18 protein-coding genes and 2 pseudogenes are annotated in these 19292 nt (G+C 70.0%); 10 read left to right on the top strand and 10 right to left on the bottom strand.

The window, feature by feature from the left end; genetic code table 11:
* From ABH928_RS06445 to ABH928_RS06425, 5 genes and pseudogenes are all read left to right on the top strand, one after another.
* Positions 1-252: pseudogene (locus tag ABH928_RS06445) on the top strand (hypothetical protein); the annotation flags it as partial.
* A 270-nt stretch (positions 253-522) separates the two neighbouring features.
* Positions 523-1944 carry a hypothetical protein gene (locus tag ABH928_RS06440; protein ID WP_370062952.1) on the top strand — a complete coding sequence of 474 codons (1422 nt, stop codon included), beginning with the start codon at positions 523-525 and terminating at the stop codon, positions 1942-1944.
* 165 nt (positions 1945-2109) lie between these two features.
* Positions 2110-3084, top strand: coding sequence for a GlxA family transcriptional regulator (locus ABH928_RS06435; RefSeq protein ID WP_370062950.1), 975 nt, complete (start codon positions 2110-2112; stop codon positions 3082-3084).
* Positions 3085-3099: 15 nt separating this feature from the next.
* Positions 3100-3720, top strand: a complete 621-nt coding sequence (locus ABH928_RS06430) for a DJ-1/PfpI family protein (RefSeq protein ID WP_370062948.1) — start codon at positions 3100-3102, stop codon at positions 3718-3720.
* Between the two features lie 74 nt (positions 3721-3794).
* A pseudogene (locus ABH928_RS06425) lies at positions 3795-4094 on the top strand (MFS transporter); the annotation flags it as partial.
* 286 nt (positions 4095-4380) lie between these two features.
* Here ABH928_RS06425 and ABH928_RS06420 read toward each other — a convergent pair.
* Complete coding sequence (locus tag ABH928_RS06420) at positions 4381-5487, bottom strand: beta-propeller fold lactonase family protein (protein ID WP_370062946.1); 1107 nt, start codon at positions 5485-5487, stop codon at positions 4381-4383.
* A 521-nt stretch (positions 5488-6008) separates the two neighbouring features.
* The gene (locus tag ABH928_RS06415) at positions 6009-7130 is read right to left on the bottom strand and encodes an ABC transporter permease (protein WP_370062944.1); all 1122 of its coding nucleotides are present in this window, start codon (positions 7128-7130) and stop codon (positions 6009-6011) included.
* A 60-nt stretch (positions 7131-7190) separates the two neighbouring features.
* Between ABH928_RS06415 and ABH928_RS06410 the strand changes: the two genes are divergently transcribed.
* Positions 7191-7688, top strand: coding sequence for a MarR family winged helix-turn-helix transcriptional regulator (locus ABH928_RS06410; RefSeq protein ID WP_370062942.1), 498 nt, complete (start codon positions 7191-7193; stop codon positions 7686-7688).
* Positions 7689-7826: 138 nt separating this feature from the next.
* On the opposite strand, the gene ABH928_RS06405 is transcribed toward ABH928_RS06410, so the two are convergent.
* From ABH928_RS06405 to ABH928_RS06380, 6 genes are all read right to left on the bottom strand, one after another.
* Positions 7827-8375, bottom strand: a complete 549-nt coding sequence (locus tag ABH928_RS06405; protein WP_370062940.1) for a hypothetical protein — start codon at positions 8373-8375, stop codon at positions 7827-7829.
* Positions 8376-8923: 548 nt separating this feature from the next.
* Positions 8924-10213, bottom strand: coding sequence for a carbohydrate-binding protein (locus ABH928_RS06400; protein ID WP_370062937.1), 1290 nt, complete (start codon positions 10211-10213; stop codon positions 8924-8926).
* A gap of 383 nt (positions 10214-10596) precedes the next feature.
* On the bottom strand, positions 10597-10914 hold the full coding sequence (locus tag ABH928_RS06395; protein ID WP_370062935.1) for a hypothetical protein: 318 nt from the start codon (positions 10912-10914) through the stop codon (positions 10597-10599).
* Positions 10915-10958: 44 nt separating this feature from the next.
* Positions 10959-11471, bottom strand: coding sequence for an HAD domain-containing protein (locus ABH928_RS06390; RefSeq protein ID WP_370062933.1), 513 nt, complete (start codon positions 11469-11471; stop codon positions 10959-10961).
* A 263-nt stretch (positions 11472-11734) separates the two neighbouring features.
* A complete protein-coding gene (locus ABH928_RS06385; RefSeq protein WP_370062930.1) occupies positions 11735-14128 on the bottom strand; it encodes a ricin-type beta-trefoil lectin domain protein in 2394 nt (797 codons plus the stop codon).
* Between the two features lie 225 nt (positions 14129-14353).
* The gene (locus ABH928_RS06380) at positions 14354-14707 is read right to left on the bottom strand and encodes a glycoside hydrolase family 95-like protein (protein ID WP_370063000.1); all 354 of its coding nucleotides are present in this window, start codon (positions 14705-14707) and stop codon (positions 14354-14356) included.
* A 27-nt stretch (positions 14708-14734) separates the two neighbouring features.
* Here ABH928_RS06380 and ABH928_RS06375 point away from each other — a divergent pair, with 27 nt between their 5' ends.
* Together ABH928_RS06375 and ABH928_RS06370 are read left to right on the top strand one after the other, a co-directional pair.
* Positions 14735-15211 (top strand): hypothetical protein, encoded by a 477-nt coding sequence (locus ABH928_RS06375; protein ID WP_370062928.1) that lies wholly within the window; start codon positions 14735-14737, stop codon positions 15209-15211.
* A gap of 76 nt (positions 15212-15287) precedes the next feature.
* On the top strand, positions 15288-15929 hold the full coding sequence (locus ABH928_RS06370; RefSeq protein ID WP_370062926.1) for a class I SAM-dependent methyltransferase: 642 nt from the start codon (positions 15288-15290) through the stop codon (positions 15927-15929).
* A gap of 178 nt (positions 15930-16107) precedes the next feature.
* On the opposite strand, the gene ABH928_RS06365 is transcribed toward ABH928_RS06370, so the two are convergent.
* Positions 16108-16596 carry a GNAT family N-acetyltransferase gene (locus ABH928_RS06365; RefSeq protein ID WP_370062924.1) on the bottom strand — a complete coding sequence of 163 codons (489 nt, stop codon included), beginning with the start codon at positions 16594-16596 and terminating at the stop codon, positions 16108-16110.
* Positions 16597-16927: 331 nt separating this feature from the next.
* Between ABH928_RS06365 and ABH928_RS06360 the strand changes: the two genes are divergently transcribed.
* Together ABH928_RS06360 and ABH928_RS06355 are read left to right on the top strand one after the other, a co-directional pair.
* A complete protein-coding gene (locus ABH928_RS06360) occupies positions 16928-17266 on the top strand; it encodes an RNA polymerase-binding protein RbpA (RefSeq protein WP_370062922.1) in 339 nt (112 codons plus the stop codon).
* Positions 17267-17685: 419 nt separating this feature from the next.
* Positions 17686-17940 (top strand): DUF2630 family protein, encoded by a 255-nt coding sequence (locus tag ABH928_RS06355; RefSeq protein ID WP_370062920.1) that lies wholly within the window; start codon positions 17686-17688, stop codon positions 17938-17940.
* Between the two features lie 300 nt (positions 17941-18240).
* On the opposite strand, the gene ABH928_RS06350 is transcribed toward ABH928_RS06355, so the two are convergent.
* On the bottom strand, positions 18241-19137 hold the full coding sequence (locus ABH928_RS06350) for a hypothetical protein (RefSeq protein WP_370062918.1): 897 nt from the start codon (positions 19135-19137) through the stop codon (positions 18241-18243).
* Positions 19138-19292: the final 155 nt, after the last annotated feature.

Genomic DNA, 19292 nt, shown 5'->3' with positions numbered 1-19292 from the left:
CGCGTCATCGGGTTCCTGACGGCGAACACCGCCCCGCAGAAGACCAACGAGATCGCGCACGCCCTGTTCGGGACGGAAGCCACACCGTCCCACATGAACCAGGTACGGGCCGCAGCCGAAGCACTGGTGCAGCGCGGAACCGCGGAGAGGCAGCGCCAGGGAAACAGCGTGTTCTACCTGGCCGCCTCGAACAGCGCTCCCACCGACGGCGCAGCCGCTGCTGAGAAGGAGCCGGCCCAGGCCTATCTGTAGCAGCCTCTTGAGAGGTTCCGCTCCGCTGCGTTCGCAACCGCAGACGCGAACGGTGGCCGGAGATGGGACTCCCCCGTCTCTGGCCACCGCCTTACAGGAGAGAGACGCCGTCCCGACCCCGCAACTGCCGCAGATCAACACCGAGTCGATCGAGCTGGCCTCATACGGTCGAAGGATCCAGCTGACTCGCCAACGGCACCGCCGTCGCACAATCAAGTTCGGTAGCGTCGGGCTCCTGATTCGAACATCGAGCGGCGGGGCGGGGCGACCGTGGACTGGTACACCGACGGGTGGGTCAACAGGCGCAAGTGGTACGAGGACGAGGACATGTACGTCCGCCGGCAGCGGCGGGTCGCGGAGGGGCGGGCCGCCGACGCTGATGCGCGGGTGCAGGACCAGTTGCACCGGGTCACCGCGCAGAAGGAGGCGCTGGAGCGGCAGGTGGCCAGGCTGGGCGCGGCCTTCGATACCTTTGTCGAGCTGACCGAGGTGCGGGGTGCGCTCGCCGGGTACGCGCCCGCGGCGGCCGCGCGCGAGCGGGCGCGGGCGCTGCTGGGCGCTCTTGTGCAGGGGCAGCGCGCCGCGGCGCGGGCCGAGACGGTCCAGGGGTACTGGCTGCCCCAGGCGGTGAACGGGCTCGCCGCTCTGGTGCGTGGCGAGGGAGAGGCGGCCCGACCCGCGCTGGAGGAGGCAGCCGGGGCGGACCCCCAGCGCACCGGACTGTTCCTGGCGCTGGCCCTGCCGCTCGCCGGGGTGCCCGGGCTCGCGGTGCCGTGGTTGGCGCGGGCGCTCGGCCCGGCGGGCCAGGACGGCGGCCAACTGACTGTCGCGGTACGGGAGGTGTGGATGCTGGCCGGGGCCGGCGTGTACGGAGACACGGGCTGGGATGTCGTGGTGCGTTGGCTCGCCCCTACGCAGGACGCGGAGGCCGTGGAGCGACTGCACACCACGCTGCGCCCACGTCCGCGCGGCTCGGAGGCCGAGTACGACCCGGCGCGCACCTTCCAGGCCAAGGCAGCCGTGCGGGAGCTCGCTGAGCTCGGCCGACTCTTCCAAGCCGCCGCACCCACCGACCAGTCCCGCCCCGTGCCCTCGGCAGCCCTGCTGGACTCCCTGATCGGCGAAGGCGCCCCCGAGGAGGAGGCCTTGCTGCTGCGCGCCAGGCAACTTACCGCCGAGGTGCGCCGCTTGCGCTCCGGCGAGCAGACCGAGCCGGAACCGCACTGGGACGACCCGGCCGACGACGTGCTGACCCTGCTGCTGGCGGACCTCCGGGGCAGCTCGCCGCTGCGTACCATCGCCCAGCACGCGCTGTCCGGCGGCGTCGGCCCACTCGCCGACCGGCTGCTCGCCGAGGCCCGCCCCGCGCCCCCGGACCGGGTCGAGGCGAAGATCGACGGACAGCCGCTCACCCTGCTCGTCGATCAGCCGCTCGCCCCCCAACTCTCCCAGCTGGACGCCCTGGTGGACCAGCGCCACCAGCCCGAGCAGGGCAACTGGCTCACCGCCCGCAAGCTTGCCGCCGAGGCGGTGGAGGCAGCCGACGGGCGCAAGTCGGCCAACCACGAGAGGGCACAGCAGGCGATCGCGGCCTTCATCGCCGAGCGTGACAAGCTCCCGGGCCTGCGTCGGGAAGCCGAGCAGGAGCACGCCTCGCTCGCTGCCCGGGTGGCCGAGTTGAACAGGCGTTAGGCAGCGGACGTGGCCTCCTGCGGATCGATGGCCTGCTGACCGTCAGGGTGCTTGGAGACGAGGACTGCGTCGGCAGCGAAGTCGTTGCTGAGTTACCGCCGGACTGGCAGAAATCGTCATACCCGTGTCATTGCCGCCATCAATCCGGGCGACGACGATGGAGTCATGACCAGTCGGCGCATCGTCTTCGCTGTCTTCCCGGACTTCCAGATCCTCGACCTCACCGGCCCGCACGAGGTGTTCACCCAGGTCGGGCGGCACATCGAGGGCATGGCACTGGAGATCGTCGCCGCCGACCCCGGGCCCGTCGCCTCCAGCGGCGGGATCACGGTCACCCCGACGACGACGATCGAGCAGGCCACCGGGCCGATCGACACCCTCGTCGCCGTGGGCGGTCCGGGGGTCCTCCGGGCCTGCGAGGACGCCCGCCTGGTCGCCTGGTTCGGGCAGGCCGCCCAACGGGCCCGGCGTACGGCGTCGGTCTGCAGCGGAGCGTTCCTGCTCGCCGAGGCCGGCCTGCTGGACGGTCGCCGTGCGGTCACCCACTGGGGCCGCTGCGAGAGTCTCGCGCAGCGGTACCCGCAGGTCACGGTCGACCCGGATCCGATCTTCATCCGCGACGGCGACGTCTGGACCTCGGCCGGCGTCACCGCCGGCCTGGACCTGGCCCTCGCCATGGCCGAGGCCGACCACGGGTCGGAGCTCTCCCGCAGCATCGCCCGCCGACTCGTCATGTACGTCCAACGCCCCGGTGGACAGCGCCAGTTCAGTACGCAGCTCGCCGCGCAGCGTCCCTCCCGGGCAACGCTGCGCGACCTCCAGGACTGGATCGGGGATCACCTGGACGCCGACCTGACCGTGTCGGCCCTGGCCGCGCGTGCCGCGATGAGCGAGCGCAACTTCGCTCGGCTCTTCCAGGCCCAGACCGGCAGGACCCCGGCCGCCTACGTGGAGAGCGCGCGCATCGAAGCGTCCCGCCGGCTCCTGGAGACCACCGGCGCCACCGTCGAGGCCATCGCCCGCACCTGCGGCTTCGGCACCGTCGAGACCCTGCACCGCAGCTTCAAACGAGCCATCCGGTCCACCCCGGCCGAATACCGGCAGCGATTCTCATCCTCCCACTCCACCGGCACCAACTGACCAGAAGGACACATCGTGCGCATCGTCATCCCGCTGTTCGACGGCTTCACTGCCCTGGACGCCATCGGTCCCTATGAAGTCCTGCGCATGCTGCCGCAGGCCGAGGTGGTGTTCGCGGCATCCGCGGCCGGACCGGTCGTGGACGGTGCCGGGCTGCTCACTCTCACTGCGGGCGCCTCCTTCGACGATGTCGACTCCGCCGACATCCTGCTCGCGCCAGGCGGCCCCGGGGCGCGACGCAGCGTCACCGACGAAGCCCTGCTCGCCTGGATCCGCCGCATCGACGCGACCACCGGCTGGACTACCTCGGTGTGCACCGGCTCGCTGCTGCTCGGCGCTGCCGGCCTGCTCAAGGGTCTGGCGGCCACCACCCACTGGAGTGCCGTCGAACTACTGGAGTCCTACGGCGCCTCCTACACCCCCGAGCGCGTCGTGGTGCAGGGCACGACGGTCACCGCAGCCGGAGTCTCCTCCGGCATCGACATGGCACTCACGCTGACCGAGCTGATCGCCGGACGCATCGCCGCCGAGGCCTTCCAACTGGCCATCGAGTACGACCCGCAGCCGCCCTTCGACTCCGGTTCGTGGGCCAAGGCCCCGCAGGCGGCCAAGGACTACCTGGCGGGCCGCCGGTAACAGACCGCTTCCCGCTGCTGCGGGGCCCGTGCCCGTGCTCTGCGTCCCGTTCCGGGGTGTGTTGCGGGTGGCCGGGCGGTGGCGGGGTCAGTGGTCACGGGTTCCGATCCGCCAGGTGCCCAAGGCGACCAGGAGGCAGCGTCACCGGCATCGTCGGCGCCGTCGGAGGTCTCGGCGGCTTCGTCCCGCCGCTGGTCATGGGGTCCATCTACAGCGCCAAGGGCTCCTACTCGATCGGCTTCATGCTCCTGTCCGACCTGGCCCTGGCCGGAGCCGTCTACGCCATCGGCCGGATGCGGAACATCCGCCCCGCCGACACCCCGACCCCCGCCGCGGCAGACACCCCACCACCCGCCACCGCAGAGACCCGCTGAAAGGCGCCGAGAAGCCGGAGACGACAGGTGTGTCACTACTGCGGGTGCCGCGAACTCCCGCTCACCAAGGAGTTCATCGCCGAACACGAGCGGATCACGAACGCGGCGGGTCAGCTCCAGCGTTGCCTGGAGCGCCAGTCCGCAGATGAGTGCTCACGGCCCCACTGCGCACCCCGTGAGCCCGGGTCTGCGGGTGCTGCAACGTGGGGGAAGTGCACGGGGCCAGGGGGCCTGGCCCCGTCGGTGAGGGTGATGATCTGTGCGGGGACGGGGTTGTCGTTGTCGGTCAGGCCGGTGGGCAGGTTGTTGAGGGTGGGTTCGGTGTTACGGCCACCCCGTACGGGCTGCGGCCGACGCTGGTGGTGGCGGTGACCGTGTTGGTGCGGGTGTCGATCACGGACACCGAGTCCATGCTGCGGCTGGTGACGTAGGCGTGGGTGCCGTCCGGCGCTACCGCGATTCCGTACGGCCGGTAGCCCACGTCAATGGTGGCGGTGACCGTGTTGGTACGGGTGTCGATCACGTACACCAAGCCTGCACGCGCGGGACTGGTGACGTAGGCATGCAGGCCGTCCGGCGCCACCGCCACCCCGACGGGGCTGAGGCCGACGCCGACGGTGGCGGTGACCGTGTTCGTGCGGGTGTCGATCACCGAAACCGAGTTCGAGAACTCGTTGGTGACGTAGAGGTGGGCATCGTCCGGCGCCACGGCCACCGCGATCGGGCGGTCTCCGACGCCGATGGTGGCGGTGACCGTGTTGGTACGGGTGTCGATCACCGACACCGAGCCCTGCCGGCCCGTGAAATTGGTGACGTACACGTGGGCGCCGTCCGGCGCCACGGCCACCCCGGCCGAGGGCCCGTCGGGGACGTCGATGTTGGCGGTGACCGTGTTGGTGCGGGTATCGATCACCGACACCGAGGTCGAGAGCTGATTGGTGACGTAGGCGTGGGCACCGTCCGGAGCAAAGGCCACCCAGCCCGGGGCGCTGCGGACGCCGATGGCGGCGGTGACCGAGTTCGTGCGGGTGTCGATCACCGACACCTCGCGCGAGCCCTGGTCGACGACGTAGGCGTGGGCACCGTCAGGCGCCACCGCCACCCCCACCGGGGTGCGGCCGACGCCGATGGTGGCGGTGACCGTGTTCGTGCGGGTATCGATCACCGACACCGAGTTCGAGTCACTGTTGGTGACGTAGGCGAACTGGCCAGAGGGATTCGTCGCCCGCGCGTGCACACCCTGGTTCCAGACCATCGCGGCTGCGCTGTCCTGGGCCGCGCGGGAATGACCCGCAGCGGCCGCCTGACCGGTCGACGAAAGGCCGAGCGTCCCCGCCGCTGCCAGGACCACGCACTGGACGGCCCGCGCCACCGACCCACCCTGCCCCCGCACCGGAACAAGCTCCTTCAGAGTCGGCGCCCCTGCCCGCCGGCGATGTCTGAGCACCACAACCTCCAAAAGCGGATGAAAAACGAACCACGAGGTCGCGCCGCGCCCCGGCCCGGCGCCGGCCCAGCCCGGCGAAACCCGACAGCACCAAACCGGCCCAGAGAGCAGCGTAGGAATCCGTAGCGGATGAAAGGGGACACCCGCCGCCCGCCCCCCACATCACCACCCGTTCGAGCCCCCGGCCGGCCACCAGACGGACGCAGTGCGATGAAGCGCGCCAGATCCATTGACCGGTGGAACCTGCCGCGCGCCCCTGATGCCCCTGAACAGAGCAGGTTTCGCCCAGGTGAGAGGTGCAACGCGGCCTCTGTAGCGCATCCGGAAAGGACTTGACGTTGCATCATCTCCCCGGAATGCCGCCCCGGGTGCGAGGGGACGGGATCGCGCGGAAGCGGAGGTCGGCTGCGGTCCGGCCCCCCGCGCCTCATCCGTCGTTCTCGGCATGAGGCGTCGTCAAAAGGAGCTCAGGACCTGCGGGCCTGTACCGACCACACGTCGCGCAGGTAGAGCACCACCGCGCAGACGACGATCCAGACGCTCAGGACGGTGATGCCGAGTGCGAGCCCGTCGTGACCGAAGTACGCGAGCCCCTGGATGGTCCGGACTCCGACACCGACCGGCAGGATCGCGTGCAACGGGTACAGCCAGCCCGGCAGGTAGTCGGCCGGCAGGATGCCGCCGCTGCTGGCGTTGCCGAGGATCAGCAGCACGACGGAGCTCAGACTCACTCCGGCCGGGCCGAGCAGGCGGATCAGCGCCATGGTGGCGCCGCCTGCGGCAATCGCCATCAGCGCGACCACGCCGGCGATACCGGCGAACGGACCGGGCAGCGCGTGGAAGGCACGCCCCGCGACCAGGGCGACCATCACTCCGCCGAGAGCCCCGAAGATCAGCAGACTGAGCATCCGCCAGCGGTACTCCAGGCGCGGCGCCAGCTGATACGTCGTCGTGCCGAACATGAAGCCGGCCAGGATCACGCCGAAGGCCGCGTAGAACACGGACAGGCCGCGGGTGTCGCCGGAGGAGGAGGACAGGACGTCCCGGGCGGTCAGCTGCTGCCCGCCCGCCTTGGCCACCGCCCCGAAGGCGCCGGTCACTGTGGCGGTCACGCCCGTGCCGTTGGCGCCCGCGTACAGCAGCTCCGGGGTGGCGCCGGTGGTTATGTAGGCGGCGTACACGGCGCGGTGGGCGAGCGCGGCGCGGGCGTCCGCCGGGTCCGGATAGCCCTGGACGTCGAAGCCACCGGGTTGCGCCGCGTCCAGTGCGGACTCGACTTGGCCTTGAGTCTGGGAGGAGCCGACGACGGCCACCGGCAAGCGGTGCGGCTGGGGTGCGTGGAAGGCGGCGAGGTAGACGCCGACGAAGATCGAGCCGATGACCAGCACGATCAGCGCCGGAAGCAGGACCCCTTTCGCGCCGGTGGCGCGGGGTTCCCGCGGGGCGGCATCGATGGCGTGGGCGCGGTGCCGGCGCGGTGCGCCCTCGGCGTGCTCCGGTTGCCCGGCGTACTCGGGGTACTCGGCGTACGCGGGGTACTGCGCGTGCTCGGAACGCAGGGCCGACTCGGCGGGCGAGACAGGGGACACGGCAGGCAGCCCTCTCCAGATAATGTAAGGTTCCTGATAATGTAGCAAACATATTATCAGGTGCCTTACATTCCCGAGAGTGGAGTCTCGCCGGTGATCTACGACCCGTCCACCCGCACCGGGTACCTGGCCTGGCAGTTCGGTCAGGCCACTGCCCAGCGGCTGGAACGCGCGCTGCGACCGCTCGACCTCAATCTGGCCCAGCTGCGGTCCCTGGTACAGGTGGCCCTGACCCCTGGCATCTCCAGCGCCGAGATCGCCCGCCGGTCCGGGCTCACCGCCCAGTCCATGGGCGCGGCGGTGAACGCCCTCATCTCCCGTGGACTGATCGAACGCGGCCCGCATCCGACCAACCGCCGCGTCCTCGAACTCCGGATCACCGACACCGGCCGCACGCTCGCCGCCCGCGCCCAGCAGGTGGTCGACGACGTCCAGCGGGAGATGTTCGCGGTCCTCTCGGCCGAGGAACAGGTCACCGTGCACACGCTGCTGCAACGCCTGGTCGAGCACTCCTTCCCCGAGTCGCTGCACCTCTCCGACCCTCACGATGGCGGGTGACCGCCAGCCCGACCGCGCCACGCGTCGGGGTCGGAGTAGTGGATGTAGACGCCGCTGGTGTCGGCGTTCCAGGAAGCGCGCCTCCTGCCCGGAGCCCAAGGGAACCCGCGTCGGATCTTGCTGACCCGTGCCCGGCCGCTACGGCACGACCGGAGGGATGACGGTGACGGGCGGGGCGCCGAGGGCTCTGTTGCTGACCACGACCGCCTCGTTCTCGGCGCTTGCAGCCGCGTTGGCCAACACCACGTCGTCAGGCTTTTCGTTGGCCCGTCGGGCCGAAAGCTCGGCTTTGAACGCTGTGGGGTACACGGGGTTGGCGAAAATGCTGTCAAATCCGAAGAGCACCGCCATGAAAGCGGCGTGGGCGGCAAGGAAAGCCGCGTCGTCAGCAACCTGCACACTGATGGTCCCATCGGCGCGTGCGGCCTGGAATGCTGCGTCTTTGACGTAGGCGTTGACCCTGTGCGTGGTGCGGCTTCTTGGGACGGCCGCCGCGCGTGCGGCGGCGCTGTGGGCGCGGGCTCTGGCCTGGGCGAGCAGGGCGCCGTAGATGTCGTTCGCCCCAATGGGGCAAGTCGCCGTGGTCTGGGCGGTGGGGGTGGCGGCTGTGGCCGGCACGGCAAGGGTGCCGCAGGCGAGGGTGAGCGTCAGGGCGGTGGCGCCGATGCTGGTACGGGCAGTGGGCACAGGCTCTCCAGGGTGCGATGGGTCTCTTGCCGGTCTCTTGCCCCCGTCGACGCGGGGTGCCGCTCGCACACGTACCCGAGGCGTGCGTCCGCGTCCCGCACACCACCCGGACGGCCCGGCCGTTCCGCGGCCCCACAGGGCCCGCACGCCGAGAACGTCGTCCACGGCAGGCTGCGCTCGATCTGGTCATCGATTCGGGAGATGAGGCCTCTGGAAGGCGGCTTCAAGGTCATTCCGGCGGTCGCCGCCCCGCCTGTGCGGGGACGGCGATGTCTGAGCGTCAGAGATCGGGCAGTCCAGCGCGCGCCCACGGCGCTGAGTTGGGCCAGCAGCTTGAACAGGTGCGCGACGAGCTGGAGAAACTCGCCGTCACCGAACGGGTCGTGCGTCGGCCCCCCGCTCCGTACCGCCGGCGGCGCCGGCCACACTGCCGGCATTCGCCACCCGCTCGGCGAAGAGACCTTTACCGGCTGGGGCCGAGCACGTCCCCCGTTGAACAGGCGGGCCGCGCCCGGTAGTTCGGTGCGCGGCCCGCTCTGGGTTCTTCGTCAGTCCCCGAGGTCGCTCAAGAACTGGTCGGTGTATTCCAGCGGTGTCGTGCTGGATACAGAGTTGCAGGTGGGAGACGCGTACGTGTCGGAGCAGGGCGTGTCCCGGTCCAGCGACCAGTAGTGCAGCCCGGCCAGGCCGTTGCTGACCGCGTACGACGTCAGCGTGCCCACGTCCGCGGTGGTGAAGTTCTCACTGGTGGCGTCGTTCATGCCGATCATCGGCGTGACGGCGATCTTGCTCGCCGGGATTCCATAGGTGTGCTCGAGGTTCTGCACCGCCTGGATCGCCGACTGCGCCATCTCGCAACTGCCGGAGGAAACGACGCACACGCTGCTGGACGCGTTGCCGTAGTCCATGGTCATCAGGTTGATGACGTACTTGTTCAGGCTGGAGCCGAGCACCGCCTGGACGACCTCGTTGCCGAGGGAGTTCACTCCGCCGTAGCTGCCGTCGGACGCGCCCAGCGTGGCGAGCGTGAACGAGAACTGCAGGTTCGGGTACTGCGCCTGTGCTCCCGCCGCTGCGGCGACCAGGTTCTGAATGTCCGACTGGCTCTGGCCGCCTTCGATGTCGAAGTCGATGCCGACCAGATTCGGGCTGGCGTAGCGGGCGATGAAGGACTCCATGCCGGCCGTCGAGTCGCAGGTGAAGGTTCCAGCCGCACCGCCGGTCGACACGACGTAATTCAGGTTGGCGGCCTGGAGTTGGGGCACGTTCTCGGCTGCCCAGTTGGCACCGGAGACACCTCCCCAGGTCTCGCTGCCGCAGGAGCCGGTGGCGAACGCGAGCGTGAGCGCGGGCAGCTTCGGGATGTACTGCGACACCAGGCTCCCGGAACCCACCACCGGCAGGGCGGACCCGGTCACGGCCGACTGCATCTGGTAGGTGTTCCAGTTCATGTTGATGGTGACGTCTTTGTACGGGCTGAAGAGCAGGCCGTTCACCGAACCCGTTCCGGATCCGGTCCCTCCTCCGCCTCCCCCTCCCCCTGACGATCCGCCGGTACACGCACCGTTGGACGTCCACGGTTGTCCGGATCCGCTTCCGCCGTTGCTGGTCGCCGGGTCGTTGCCCTGGGTCCAGTAGTTGGCGGTGTAGTTGATCCCGTTCTCGCTGGCCTGCTGTCCGGCGGTGTAGACGGTGGCCGAACTCCACGCCGTGGCGCACGTGGTGGCCGCCTGTGCGGCGGGCGCCGAGGCCACCGCGAGGACCGACCCGCCGACTGCCAGCCCGAACGCCGAGCCGACTGTGAGTGCTGTGCGAAGAATCCGTCTTCCGACCCGCATGAACCCTCCAAAGGGGAGAGACGCTGTGGCGATTGCGCACCTCGCTCAGCCGGTGGACCGGCAAGGTGACCACTTTCTACGTGCGGGGAACTTATTGGTCAAGACCATTCGCACAGACTGGTACAGACCAATTGCCGTGTGCGCCGGACCGGACGAGCATCCTGCTTCCCTGGACTGCCGGGCCTTGGGGAAGTGTTCAGAGGTGCGGCCCAGGCCCGCAGGCGTTCGTCCGCGTTCCGGGCCGGGGCGGAGCAGGCCGCCCACAGGCAGTCCTGAACGGCAGCTCCGGGTGCACGGCTTGGCCAGCAGCCGGGTGTCGAGCAGGGCGGTGGAGGCCAGGCAGGGGCAGTGGTCGCGGCTCAGCGAGGCCGCGGCCGCGAGGGCTATCGCCGCTGACGGCTGCAGTGCCTGCGCCGTGAGCCCCACCAGGCGCCTCCCAGCGGGGCGCCGGCCGAGGTGCCGTCGGCCTGCCGGGGCGGACGGTTGCCGAGCCCCAGGCGCAGCGTCGCCGCAGAGAGCAGGGCGCAGCCGCAGACAAACCAAAGGGCCGCGTTCGGACCGAGCGGGGTGTTGTCGAGCCGCATCGTCCCGTCGCCGAGGTCAACCGCCCACAGGCTCTCGACGCTCACCGGCGGGCAGCCGTCCTCGTCCACGTCCATCCGGAAGTGGACCTTCACACGGTCCGCGCTGATGTCCGTCACTGCGTCATCATCCACGCCACCACGAACCTGCGGTCAGGAACGACTCACAGCCGGTCAAACCAGTCGCTGAGGAGAACGAAGTCCGTGTCGGCCAGGCCGCGGCGGGGGTCGACGCGGTGGAGCAGCGCTCGTTCACCGTGGTGGGCGGACACCCAGGCCCGATCCCTCGCGGTGATCTCATCGTCGGCCCAGGCGAATGCCCTCCCGGCGGCCCAATCGACGAGTGCGCGGGTCTTCCAGTGCAGTCCGGCCCGCTCATCTCGTTGATCGTTCTCGGACGGCTCCGGCCAGATCACCACGGGCAGTTCCGGCAGCCCGAGGCGCGGCGCGATGCACTCGTTCACATCGGACATCCAGGTCGTTGCCCAGACCAGCTCGCACGGAAGCGCCGACAACCTGGGACCGAGCCCGGGGTTGATCCTTGCCAGAAGCGGGTTCGAGGCGCTGCCCGAAGGCTCATTGTTGGTTGGGTAAGTCGGATGTCCGACTGCCCCAAACGGGATGAGCGGTCCATCAACGTCAAGGAAGAGCAGCGGGCGTTCCACGGAACCTGTCACCGCCGAACGATAGCGGCGCCTCGTGACACACGCCGGAGTGCTTGCCACAAAGCGTTGCAGGAGTGGCCGCCAAGAGCGGCCTCAGAGGCCCACTCCGACCTGCCGGACCCTGGCGGGGCCTGCCAGAAGCCTCGGCGCACCTCCCCGAATCCGCCCTACGGACGATCGTGGATCAAGTCCGGTGGGGCCCCAGGGTCATGAGGGCCGAAGGAGTGGGTGGCCGGGCCCGGCGGCGAAGTGTCGCCGGGCCCGGGGTGTGATCGTCAGGGCAGGGTCCAGTTCTGGTTGGTGCCGCCGTTGCAGTCCCAGATATCCAGTTGGGTGCCGTTGGTGGTGGTGAAGCCGGGGTCGTCCAGGCAGCGGCCGGACTGGGTGCCGATCAGGCTGCCGTTGCCCTGTGACGTCCATTGCTGGTTGGAGCCGCCGTTGCAGGTCCACAGTTCGACGAGGGTTCCGTTGGCAGTTCCCTGCCCGGTTGCGTCAAGGCATTTGCCGCCGAAGGTGAGGGTGTTGCCGGTCCAGGTCCACTGCTGTGCCGCGGTGCCGTTGCAATCCCAGAGCACCACCTGGGTGCCGTCGGCCGTGGAGGCCTGGTTGTCGTCGAGGCACTTGCCGGTGATGCCCGAGGTGACCGGTCCGGTGTGGGTGGTGGGCGTGCCCGGGCTCAGCCGGAAGTTGTCGAACTGGTCGGTCTGGTAGCCGGTGACGCCGAGACCGGCCCGGCCGTAGGCGTAGCTGCTGTCGGTGGCGCTGCCCAGGGTCGTGCCGTCGACGCTGGCGGTGAGAGTCGAACCCTGCAGGGTCAGGGCGACGGTGTGCCATCGGTCCGTGCCCAGCGCGGTGGTGGTGCCGGCGGCGAGGGTGGTGAAGTTCCAGCTGGTGTCGCTCTTGTCGATGGACCAGGCGCCGGTGTCACTGACGCGCAGGTGGTAGGCGTTCAGGCCGTTGTTGTTGCGGCCCTGCTGGTTGATGCGGCCGAGCAGTTCGATGCTGCTGGACTGTTCGAACATCACGTCGCTGGTGACGGTGTAGTTGCTCCAGCTTCCGTCCCCCATGAACGTGTAGGGAGCGTCGTAGGGTTCGTTGGTCCACCGGATCGGGGTAGTCGCTGCCATCTGGCGCAGGCAGGTACCGCTGCGGCCGCCGCCGCAGGGCACGGTCGCGAACGCGCCGTTCATGTCGGTGAAGTACTTCGGGGAGGTGCTGGCTGCGGGAGTCTCGAAGTCGTCCGCGTAGGGAAGTGCCAGCGGGGCCGCGGCCGGCGGGGTGGCGGCGCCCTTGCCCTGGCCGGTGGTCGTGGTCACGGTGTAGACGTAGCCGGGCTGCAGCGTGAGCGAGTACTTGCCTGAGACCGGGGTGATGTCCTGCTGGTGGACGAACCAGGTGGACGGGTCGGTGGAGTTGACGTCGGTCGCCCAGACGTGGACCTGGCCGGTGGACAAGGATCCGCTCACGGTGAAGTCCGCGGTCTGGGCGGAGGTGGCGTCCATGGTTTCCACGACGGTGCTGTAGTCGGAGTTGTTCGGCGACTTGAGCGTGACGTAGCTGCCGTTGTTGCGGTTGCCGCCGAGGTAGCCGCTGGCGGAGTCGAGGTACTGCCAGCCGGGCCGGGCGAACTGCGTGGTGTGCGCGGTCACCCAGGTGGTCTCGCCGATCGTGTAGTTGCCGCTCCAGGGCTGGTTCGCGATGTCCATGCCGTCGGTGGAGAAGTACAGGTTGGGATAGAGCGCGGCGATGACCGGCCAGTTGATGTAGGCGGTCATCTTCCCGTCGATGTAGTCGCGGTTGATGGCGCGGGCCACGGCCCCTGCTCCGGAGTCGGCGTCCTCGGAGCCGTTCTCGCTCGCCCACAGCGGCTGGCCGAGTGCCTGGGCGTTGGCGGTGCTCGGGCAGGAGGTGTAGCTGCCCAAGTAGCCGCAGGGGTAGTGGACGCCGACGATGTCCACGGCGCTCCTGAAGGCGGAGTCGGTGGTCATGCTGTCGGCCACGGACCAGTCCGAGTCGGCGGCCACGACCTTGACGGACCCGTAACCGGCAGTGACCAGGGCGGTCTTGAGGTTCTCGTACCAGGTGGCGTTGTAGCCACGCTCGTTCCAGCCGCCCAGGTAGTCCATGGTCAGTCCGTGGGATTTGGCGCAACCGAGCCATGACAGCAGGTAGTTGATGGTGTCGCTGGACCAGAAGTTGCCCGAGCCGCCGTCGATCCAGCCCGGTGCACCCCAGGCGAGTCCGTAGAGCTTGATGGCGGGGTTGCGCTGCTTGGCCTGCTCCATGAGCCACCACTCGTAGCCCTGGTTGCAGTCGACCGTGCCCTTGGTGTGCTCGATGCTGGGTTCGGCTCCGTCGGTGGAGTTGGTGTCCCCTCCGATCTCCGTCTTGAGGATCTGCAGGGAGGCACCGTAGCCGGGCTTGAACAGGTAGTCGAGCAGTTGGCTGCGCTGGGGTTCGGGATAGTCGATCAGCAGCCGGGAGTTGCCTCCGCCGCCGCTGATCGCGCCGACGCCGTCGAAGCTACGGCCGCTGTCGGCGCCGTTGATCGTGATGCTGGTCGCAATCGCGGCGGTCGCCGCGGACAGGTTGGTCGCCGCAGATACGGCGGACGCCGCGGACCCGGCGGTCGCCGCGGACACAGCGGACACAGCGGACGCGGGCGTCATCGCGAGGAGCAGAACGAGCAGGCCCAGTAAGGATGCGCGCCGACCTGATCGTCGACGCGGTGATCTCAAGACGCTCACAAGGACTCCCAGGGGACGGTGAGAGATGAGGAACAGGGTCCGGCGCGTCGGACAACCCTCGCCAGCCCTGTTGAGAATTGATCGACTCCACGGCTCAACTACGCAGAATCAATCAGTTCTGAACATAAGGGCACTGTCTGCACGCCGTCAATGGGTGTGCACGGCGACGTCGAACGCTGTGGTCGTGGCACCTGACTGTGCGTCAGACCCTGGGCCAAGGCGGTAGTTCCCCGGTGTGGGCATGCAGACCCGGATGGGCTCACCGCCGCTCTCCACGGCGCAGCCCGTATCCGGCGTGATCGCCGATCCGTCTTCACGGTCGAACCACAGGGGCCCTGCCGTGCTCGGGCACACGACTGCGACCACGGTGTCGGGCTGGGATGTCGTGATCCTGGCTTCGGTCAGGGCGCCGCGCTCCCAGTGGAGGTCGACGGTGACGCCCCCTCGCGCGCGCAGGCCCCGGACGGAGCCGCTGGGCCAGTGCGGGCGAGCAGGGAATATGCACTATCAGGTGCACCCGGAAACCTCTTGGAGGCAACCAGTGACGACCGCCCTGGCACCGCTCACCGGCCGCGCCCTGATCGACGCGCCCCTCTTCGACAAGCTCACCCAGCGCATCACCAAGGACCACCCGAGCTCGACCAGGCGACGGCCGAGCGGATCCTCGATCAGGCGATCGCGTTCCTCGCGACCGCTGCGGTCGCCACCCAGCCGATCGGCCCCAGCGCCCTGGTCGACATTGGCTGGCACACGTTCCTGCTCCACACCCGCGACTACACCGCGTTCTGCGACCGCGTCGCGGGCCGGTTCATCCACCACGAGCCCGACACTGGTGACGGCCCCGGCGTCCCGCTCTCAGCCGCGATCAACGCCCTGCGCGCCAACGGCTTCACCATCGACAGCGAGCTCTGGGGCCCGCTCGGTGACGACCTGACCATGAACGCCGACTGTGACTCCCGCTGCCATCAGTGCCACGCCGGGTGCTCCGACAGCCCCTCCCACTGACCAACACCGCCCCGCAACCTGCGCCCGGTCCCTACCGTTGAAGGGATCGGGCGCAGCCCGTCGGGAAGGAGCCACGATGGAGTCGGCCACGATCGAGCAAGCCTGGGAGCGCTACGCCACCAGCGGGCGCACCCCACGCCGCGACGTGAACGCCGCCGGACAGGCCACCTGGTTCAACTGGACCTCCCACCAGGACTACGGCCCCGACGAGACGATCCTCGGCCCGCTCACGGATCGCAGCGTGCTTGAGCTCGGCTCTGGGACCGGCTGCAACCTCGCCCACCTCACGACCCGAGGCGCCCACTGCACCGGCATGGACGTCTCCCCCACCCAGAACGCCAAGGCCCGCGAACGCTGGGGCCACATGCCCGGCCTCGCGTTCATCACCGGCGAGGCCCTGGAGTTCCTCACCGCCACCGACGAGACCTTCGACGTCGTGTACTCGGTGTTCGGCGCGCACTGGTTCACCAACCCCGACATGCTCCTCCCGCTCGTCCGAAAGCGCCTCAGCGCAGGTGGTGTGTACGCGTTCTCGAACACCGCAGCCGAGGACGTGCCTCCGCTCGGGCCCAAGGCGGCGGTCACGCGGTTCGACTTCACCCGAGCGACCTGGGAGTTCACGCTTCGCAGCCACGGTCTCCACAACGTCCACGTCGAGGTCCTCCCTCCGCCGGCCGACGGCGGACAGCGGACCGTTCTCGCCGTCGGCCGAACCTGAGGAGCGCCGTGGACGAGTACCTTGCCGAGGAGCACGTCCTCGAGGATGACGTAGACGTCGTGGTCGGAGTGACGGGTGGCCATGCCCTCGTGGGCCCGGCCCGTGGAGCCCTGGAGGACGAGCCCGACGGCGGCCGGGTCGGCCGTCGCCTCGGCGGCGAACGCCGCGAAATCCAGCGTCACGCCAGGTTCTTGCGCATCAGCGTGCACATCGTCTCGTACCGCTGGAGTGAGCCGTCCTCGGCCTCCACGTCCCAGGAATCGAGCTCGCGACCGAAGGCCCGGTAGCCCAGGCGTTCGTAGAGGGCGCGGGCGCGCGGGTTGCTCTCCTCGACTCCGAGTTCGGCGCGGGTCAGGCCCCGGGCGCCGATCCGCTGCTCGGCGGAACGGATCAGCAGCGTGCCGATCCCGCAGGACTGGAGGGCCGGGTGGACGCCGAGTTGCCAGAGCGTGCCGGCGCCGGGCTTGACCGTGTAGTCGATGCCGCCGACCGCCACAGGGAGCCCGACCGGCGTGCACACCGCCAGGTAGTCGATCTCGCCCGCCTCGGCGCGGCGGATCTGGTGGACGAGCTCGCGCACGTGCTTGGAGGAACCGGCCCAGCCGCAGGACGGCAGGTCCGCGTCGGCGAGGCCGCGCACCGACAGGTGCAGCCTGATCTCGGTCATCGCCGCATCCCTTCGACTCCGACAGCGGCCGTCTCCCATTTCAGCAAGCCGGCCCCCGCGCCGTCCAAGAGATTTCGGACCGGCCCCGACGTCAGCCGGAAGGGCTTACGCTCGCGGCCGGGGCCGGGCATCCGCGGAGTTCGGGCGTCCGGGGGCAGCAGCGTCACGCGGGCGTCCTCGGGCGTCGGTCCCGCCCTCGCCGCGTATCCGGCGGGGGCCCGGTTCACTGTTCGGTCCGGGGCCCGTGGACCAGGTCGACGGCGGATGGCCGTACGCTGACCCTTTCCATGCTCATCCGTGGCGTGGACATCGAGGCCGAGGAGAGTAGAGCGTGGCACAGGGACGGACAGGCATCAGGGGCGCGCGCATCGGGTCGGGGCCGCTCGGGGAGCCGGAGCGCGGAGACCTCGCCCCCCGCACGACGGCGTCGTTCTGGTGCAGCAACGGCCACCACAGCAGGCCCAGCTTCGCGATCGAGGCAGTGGTCCCGGATGTCTGGGACTGCCCCAAGTGCGGTCTGCCCGCCGGCCAGGACCCCGACAACACCCCCACCGCGGAGAGCAACGCCCCGTACATGACGCACATGGGCTACGTCCGCCAGCGCCGTAGCCAGGAGGAAGGCGAGATCCTCCTCAACGAGGCACTGGCCAAGCTCCGCGGAACCATCTGACAGCACCGGGTCACGGCAGACCCGACACGGCCCCGCCGTCTCCCGGGATCAATGGTCGCTGCCGCTCGTGACCAGCGCTACCAAGGGGCCGGGGCGGCGCGCGACACCTTCGGTGCGCCGCCCCGGGGAGTCGCCCAGGGGAGGGTGGGCTCCGCCGGGTCAACGAGCGCCCGGCCATGGCGGACACGGGCAGCTTCGGGAGGACTGGGCTGTCGTCCGGACGGCCGGTAGCGCGGCCATCAACGAGCGGAATCGCCTACTCGGCCGGGTCGTTGGCGTCGGCGGCCGGGACTCGGCACAAACCCGGGGGTCCAGAACGGTCGCGCAGCTGCTCGGCCCACCGGGTGTTTCCGGCATGCGCCGGGACCGGTGCGGGCCGAGGATGAGTGGTGTCCACCGCAGCGCACCAGGGAGGCCCGATGGCTGGCGAGCAGAACACTGACATCCTCGGCTCGATCGACCGACTGATCGACACCGAGAAGCAGCTCCGCGCCCGGATTGCCGACGGCAGCGCGGACAGCGACGCCGCCCGAAAGGAGTTGGCTGCGCTGGAGGTGCAGCTGGACCAGTGCTGGGACCTGCTGCGCCAGCGCCGGGCCCGGGTGGAGTTCGGCGAGGACCCGGGCGACGCACGGGTTCGCCCGGCCGCCGAGGTGGAGGGATACGAGTCCTGACGGCCGACCGGGTCTGCCGCCGGCAGTCCCACTGTTGCGGCCGGGCCTCGCAGAGTTGAGCGATCTCCGCGACGAGTCGGGACAGCGGTGGTGGTCCAGTCCAAGCCGTCGGCGGAGGGGCGCATTCCCACGCGAACAGGCCCAGGCCGCTGTACCAGAGCCGCGTGGGGCCGCCGGCGGTCGTTACAGACAGCCGGTACCCGTACCTGTACCGGCGCAGCGACGTGAAGCGGGAAGCCGCTGAGTCCGTCGGACGACCGTGGCAGGAATCCCCGCCCCGTTAGGGCAGGGAGCTGGAAGTCAAGGCGTGTAGCTGCTCTGCTTCAGCGTGACGGCCGGGATGCTGCCGGAGTTCAGCGCCGCCGCGAGATCCTGGGCGTCCTGCCGGGTGAACGAGCCGGAGATCTGCGCCTGGCCGCCGGTGATCGCCACGGAGATGGACGGCGCCGAGACGACGGCGCCGTCCAGTTCGACGGCGAGCTCGTTCTGTGGGGTGGTCTTGGTGGCCAACTCACTGGTCACCTGGGTGAAGGCCGTGGCGCCCTGGCTGTCCATGCTGAGGTTCACCATCCAGCCGCCCGTCTGGGGCGAGGAGGCGGCGCTCGCTCGGCTGATCAAGGCCCCGGTCACTGCCGCCGGGCCCAGCGCGAAGGCCGAGGACGCGAGGGTACCGCCGGTGCCGCCGGTGCCGCCGGTGCCGGCAGTACCGCCAGAACCCCCGGTGCCGCAGACGGCGGCGTCGGCCGCCGGGCCGGCCTCCATGTGGCTCGCGGAGGTGGGCGAAGCCGCCGGGCAGGACAGTGCGGCGTAGGCGGACGCGATGTCGGCGGGCGCCGCGCCCTGCTGCGCCGCCTGGCCGGCCCCGACCGTGCGGACTGCCAGGACCGGCCTCAGGTAGAGCGTCCCGCTCCGCCCCAGCGCAGCGAGGCGCCCGCGCTGGTCGCCGCGCATCGTTACGGACACGCCGTCCGCCACCACCTGCGCGTGCACCTCGGCCATGCCGAGCGCGACCGCCCGCTTCTGCAGCATCTGCGCCAACTGCTGCTCCTGCGTGGGGCTCAGCGGCTCCTGTGGCGCGAAGACCGCCACGGTGTGCGGGTCGTCGGCCGGCGTGGACGTGGACGTCGACGAGAGCAGCGAGCAACCGCTCAGCGCGGCGAGCAACAGGCAGGCGGCCAAGGGGCGGTAGGTCTTCACGCTTCGCACGCTAGCTGGCCCGCACTGCGGTCCGTCCGACGATCGCCAAATCGGCCAAATCGTGACGCGCGCATGAGAGTCCCAGCTTTCTCAGCACTCGCCCGCAGTCGCGGCAGCTCAGCATCTGGGTGGCGGCTCCCACCGGAGGGGGTGAA

It is taken from the genome of Streptacidiphilus sp. MAP5-3 (genome assembly GCF_041262505.1).
Taxonomy (GTDB): domain Bacteria; phylum Actinomycetota; class Actinomycetes; order Streptomycetales; family Streptomycetaceae; genus Streptacidiphilus.
Note: the sequence above shows the minus strand (reverse complement) of the source record. Positions and strands in the feature narration are given on the sequence as shown.

Coding starts and splice junctions, on each gene's coding strand:
- ABH928_RS06435 (WP_370062950.1), top strand. CDS start 2,110: ATGACCAGTCGGCGCATCGTCTTCGCTGTCTTCCCGGACTTCCAGATC.
- ABH928_RS06400 (WP_370062937.1), bottom strand. CDS start 10,213: ATGCGGGTCGGAAGACGGATTCTTCGCACAGCACTCACAGTCGGCTCG.
- ABH928_RS06385 (WP_370062930.1), bottom strand. CDS start 14,128: ATGACGCCCGCGTCCGCTGTGTCCGCTGTGTCCGCGGCGACCGCCGGG.
- ABH928_RS06370 (WP_370062926.1), top strand. CDS start 15,288: ATGGAGTCGGCCACGATCGAGCAAGCCTGGGAGCGCTACGCCACCAGC.
- ABH928_RS06365 (WP_370062924.1), bottom strand. CDS start 16,596: ATGACCGAGATCAGGCTGCACCTGTCGGTGCGCGGCCTCGCCGACGCG.
- ABH928_RS06355 (WP_370062920.1), top strand. CDS start 17,686: ATGGCTGGCGAGCAGAACACTGACATCCTCGGCTCGATCGACCGACTG.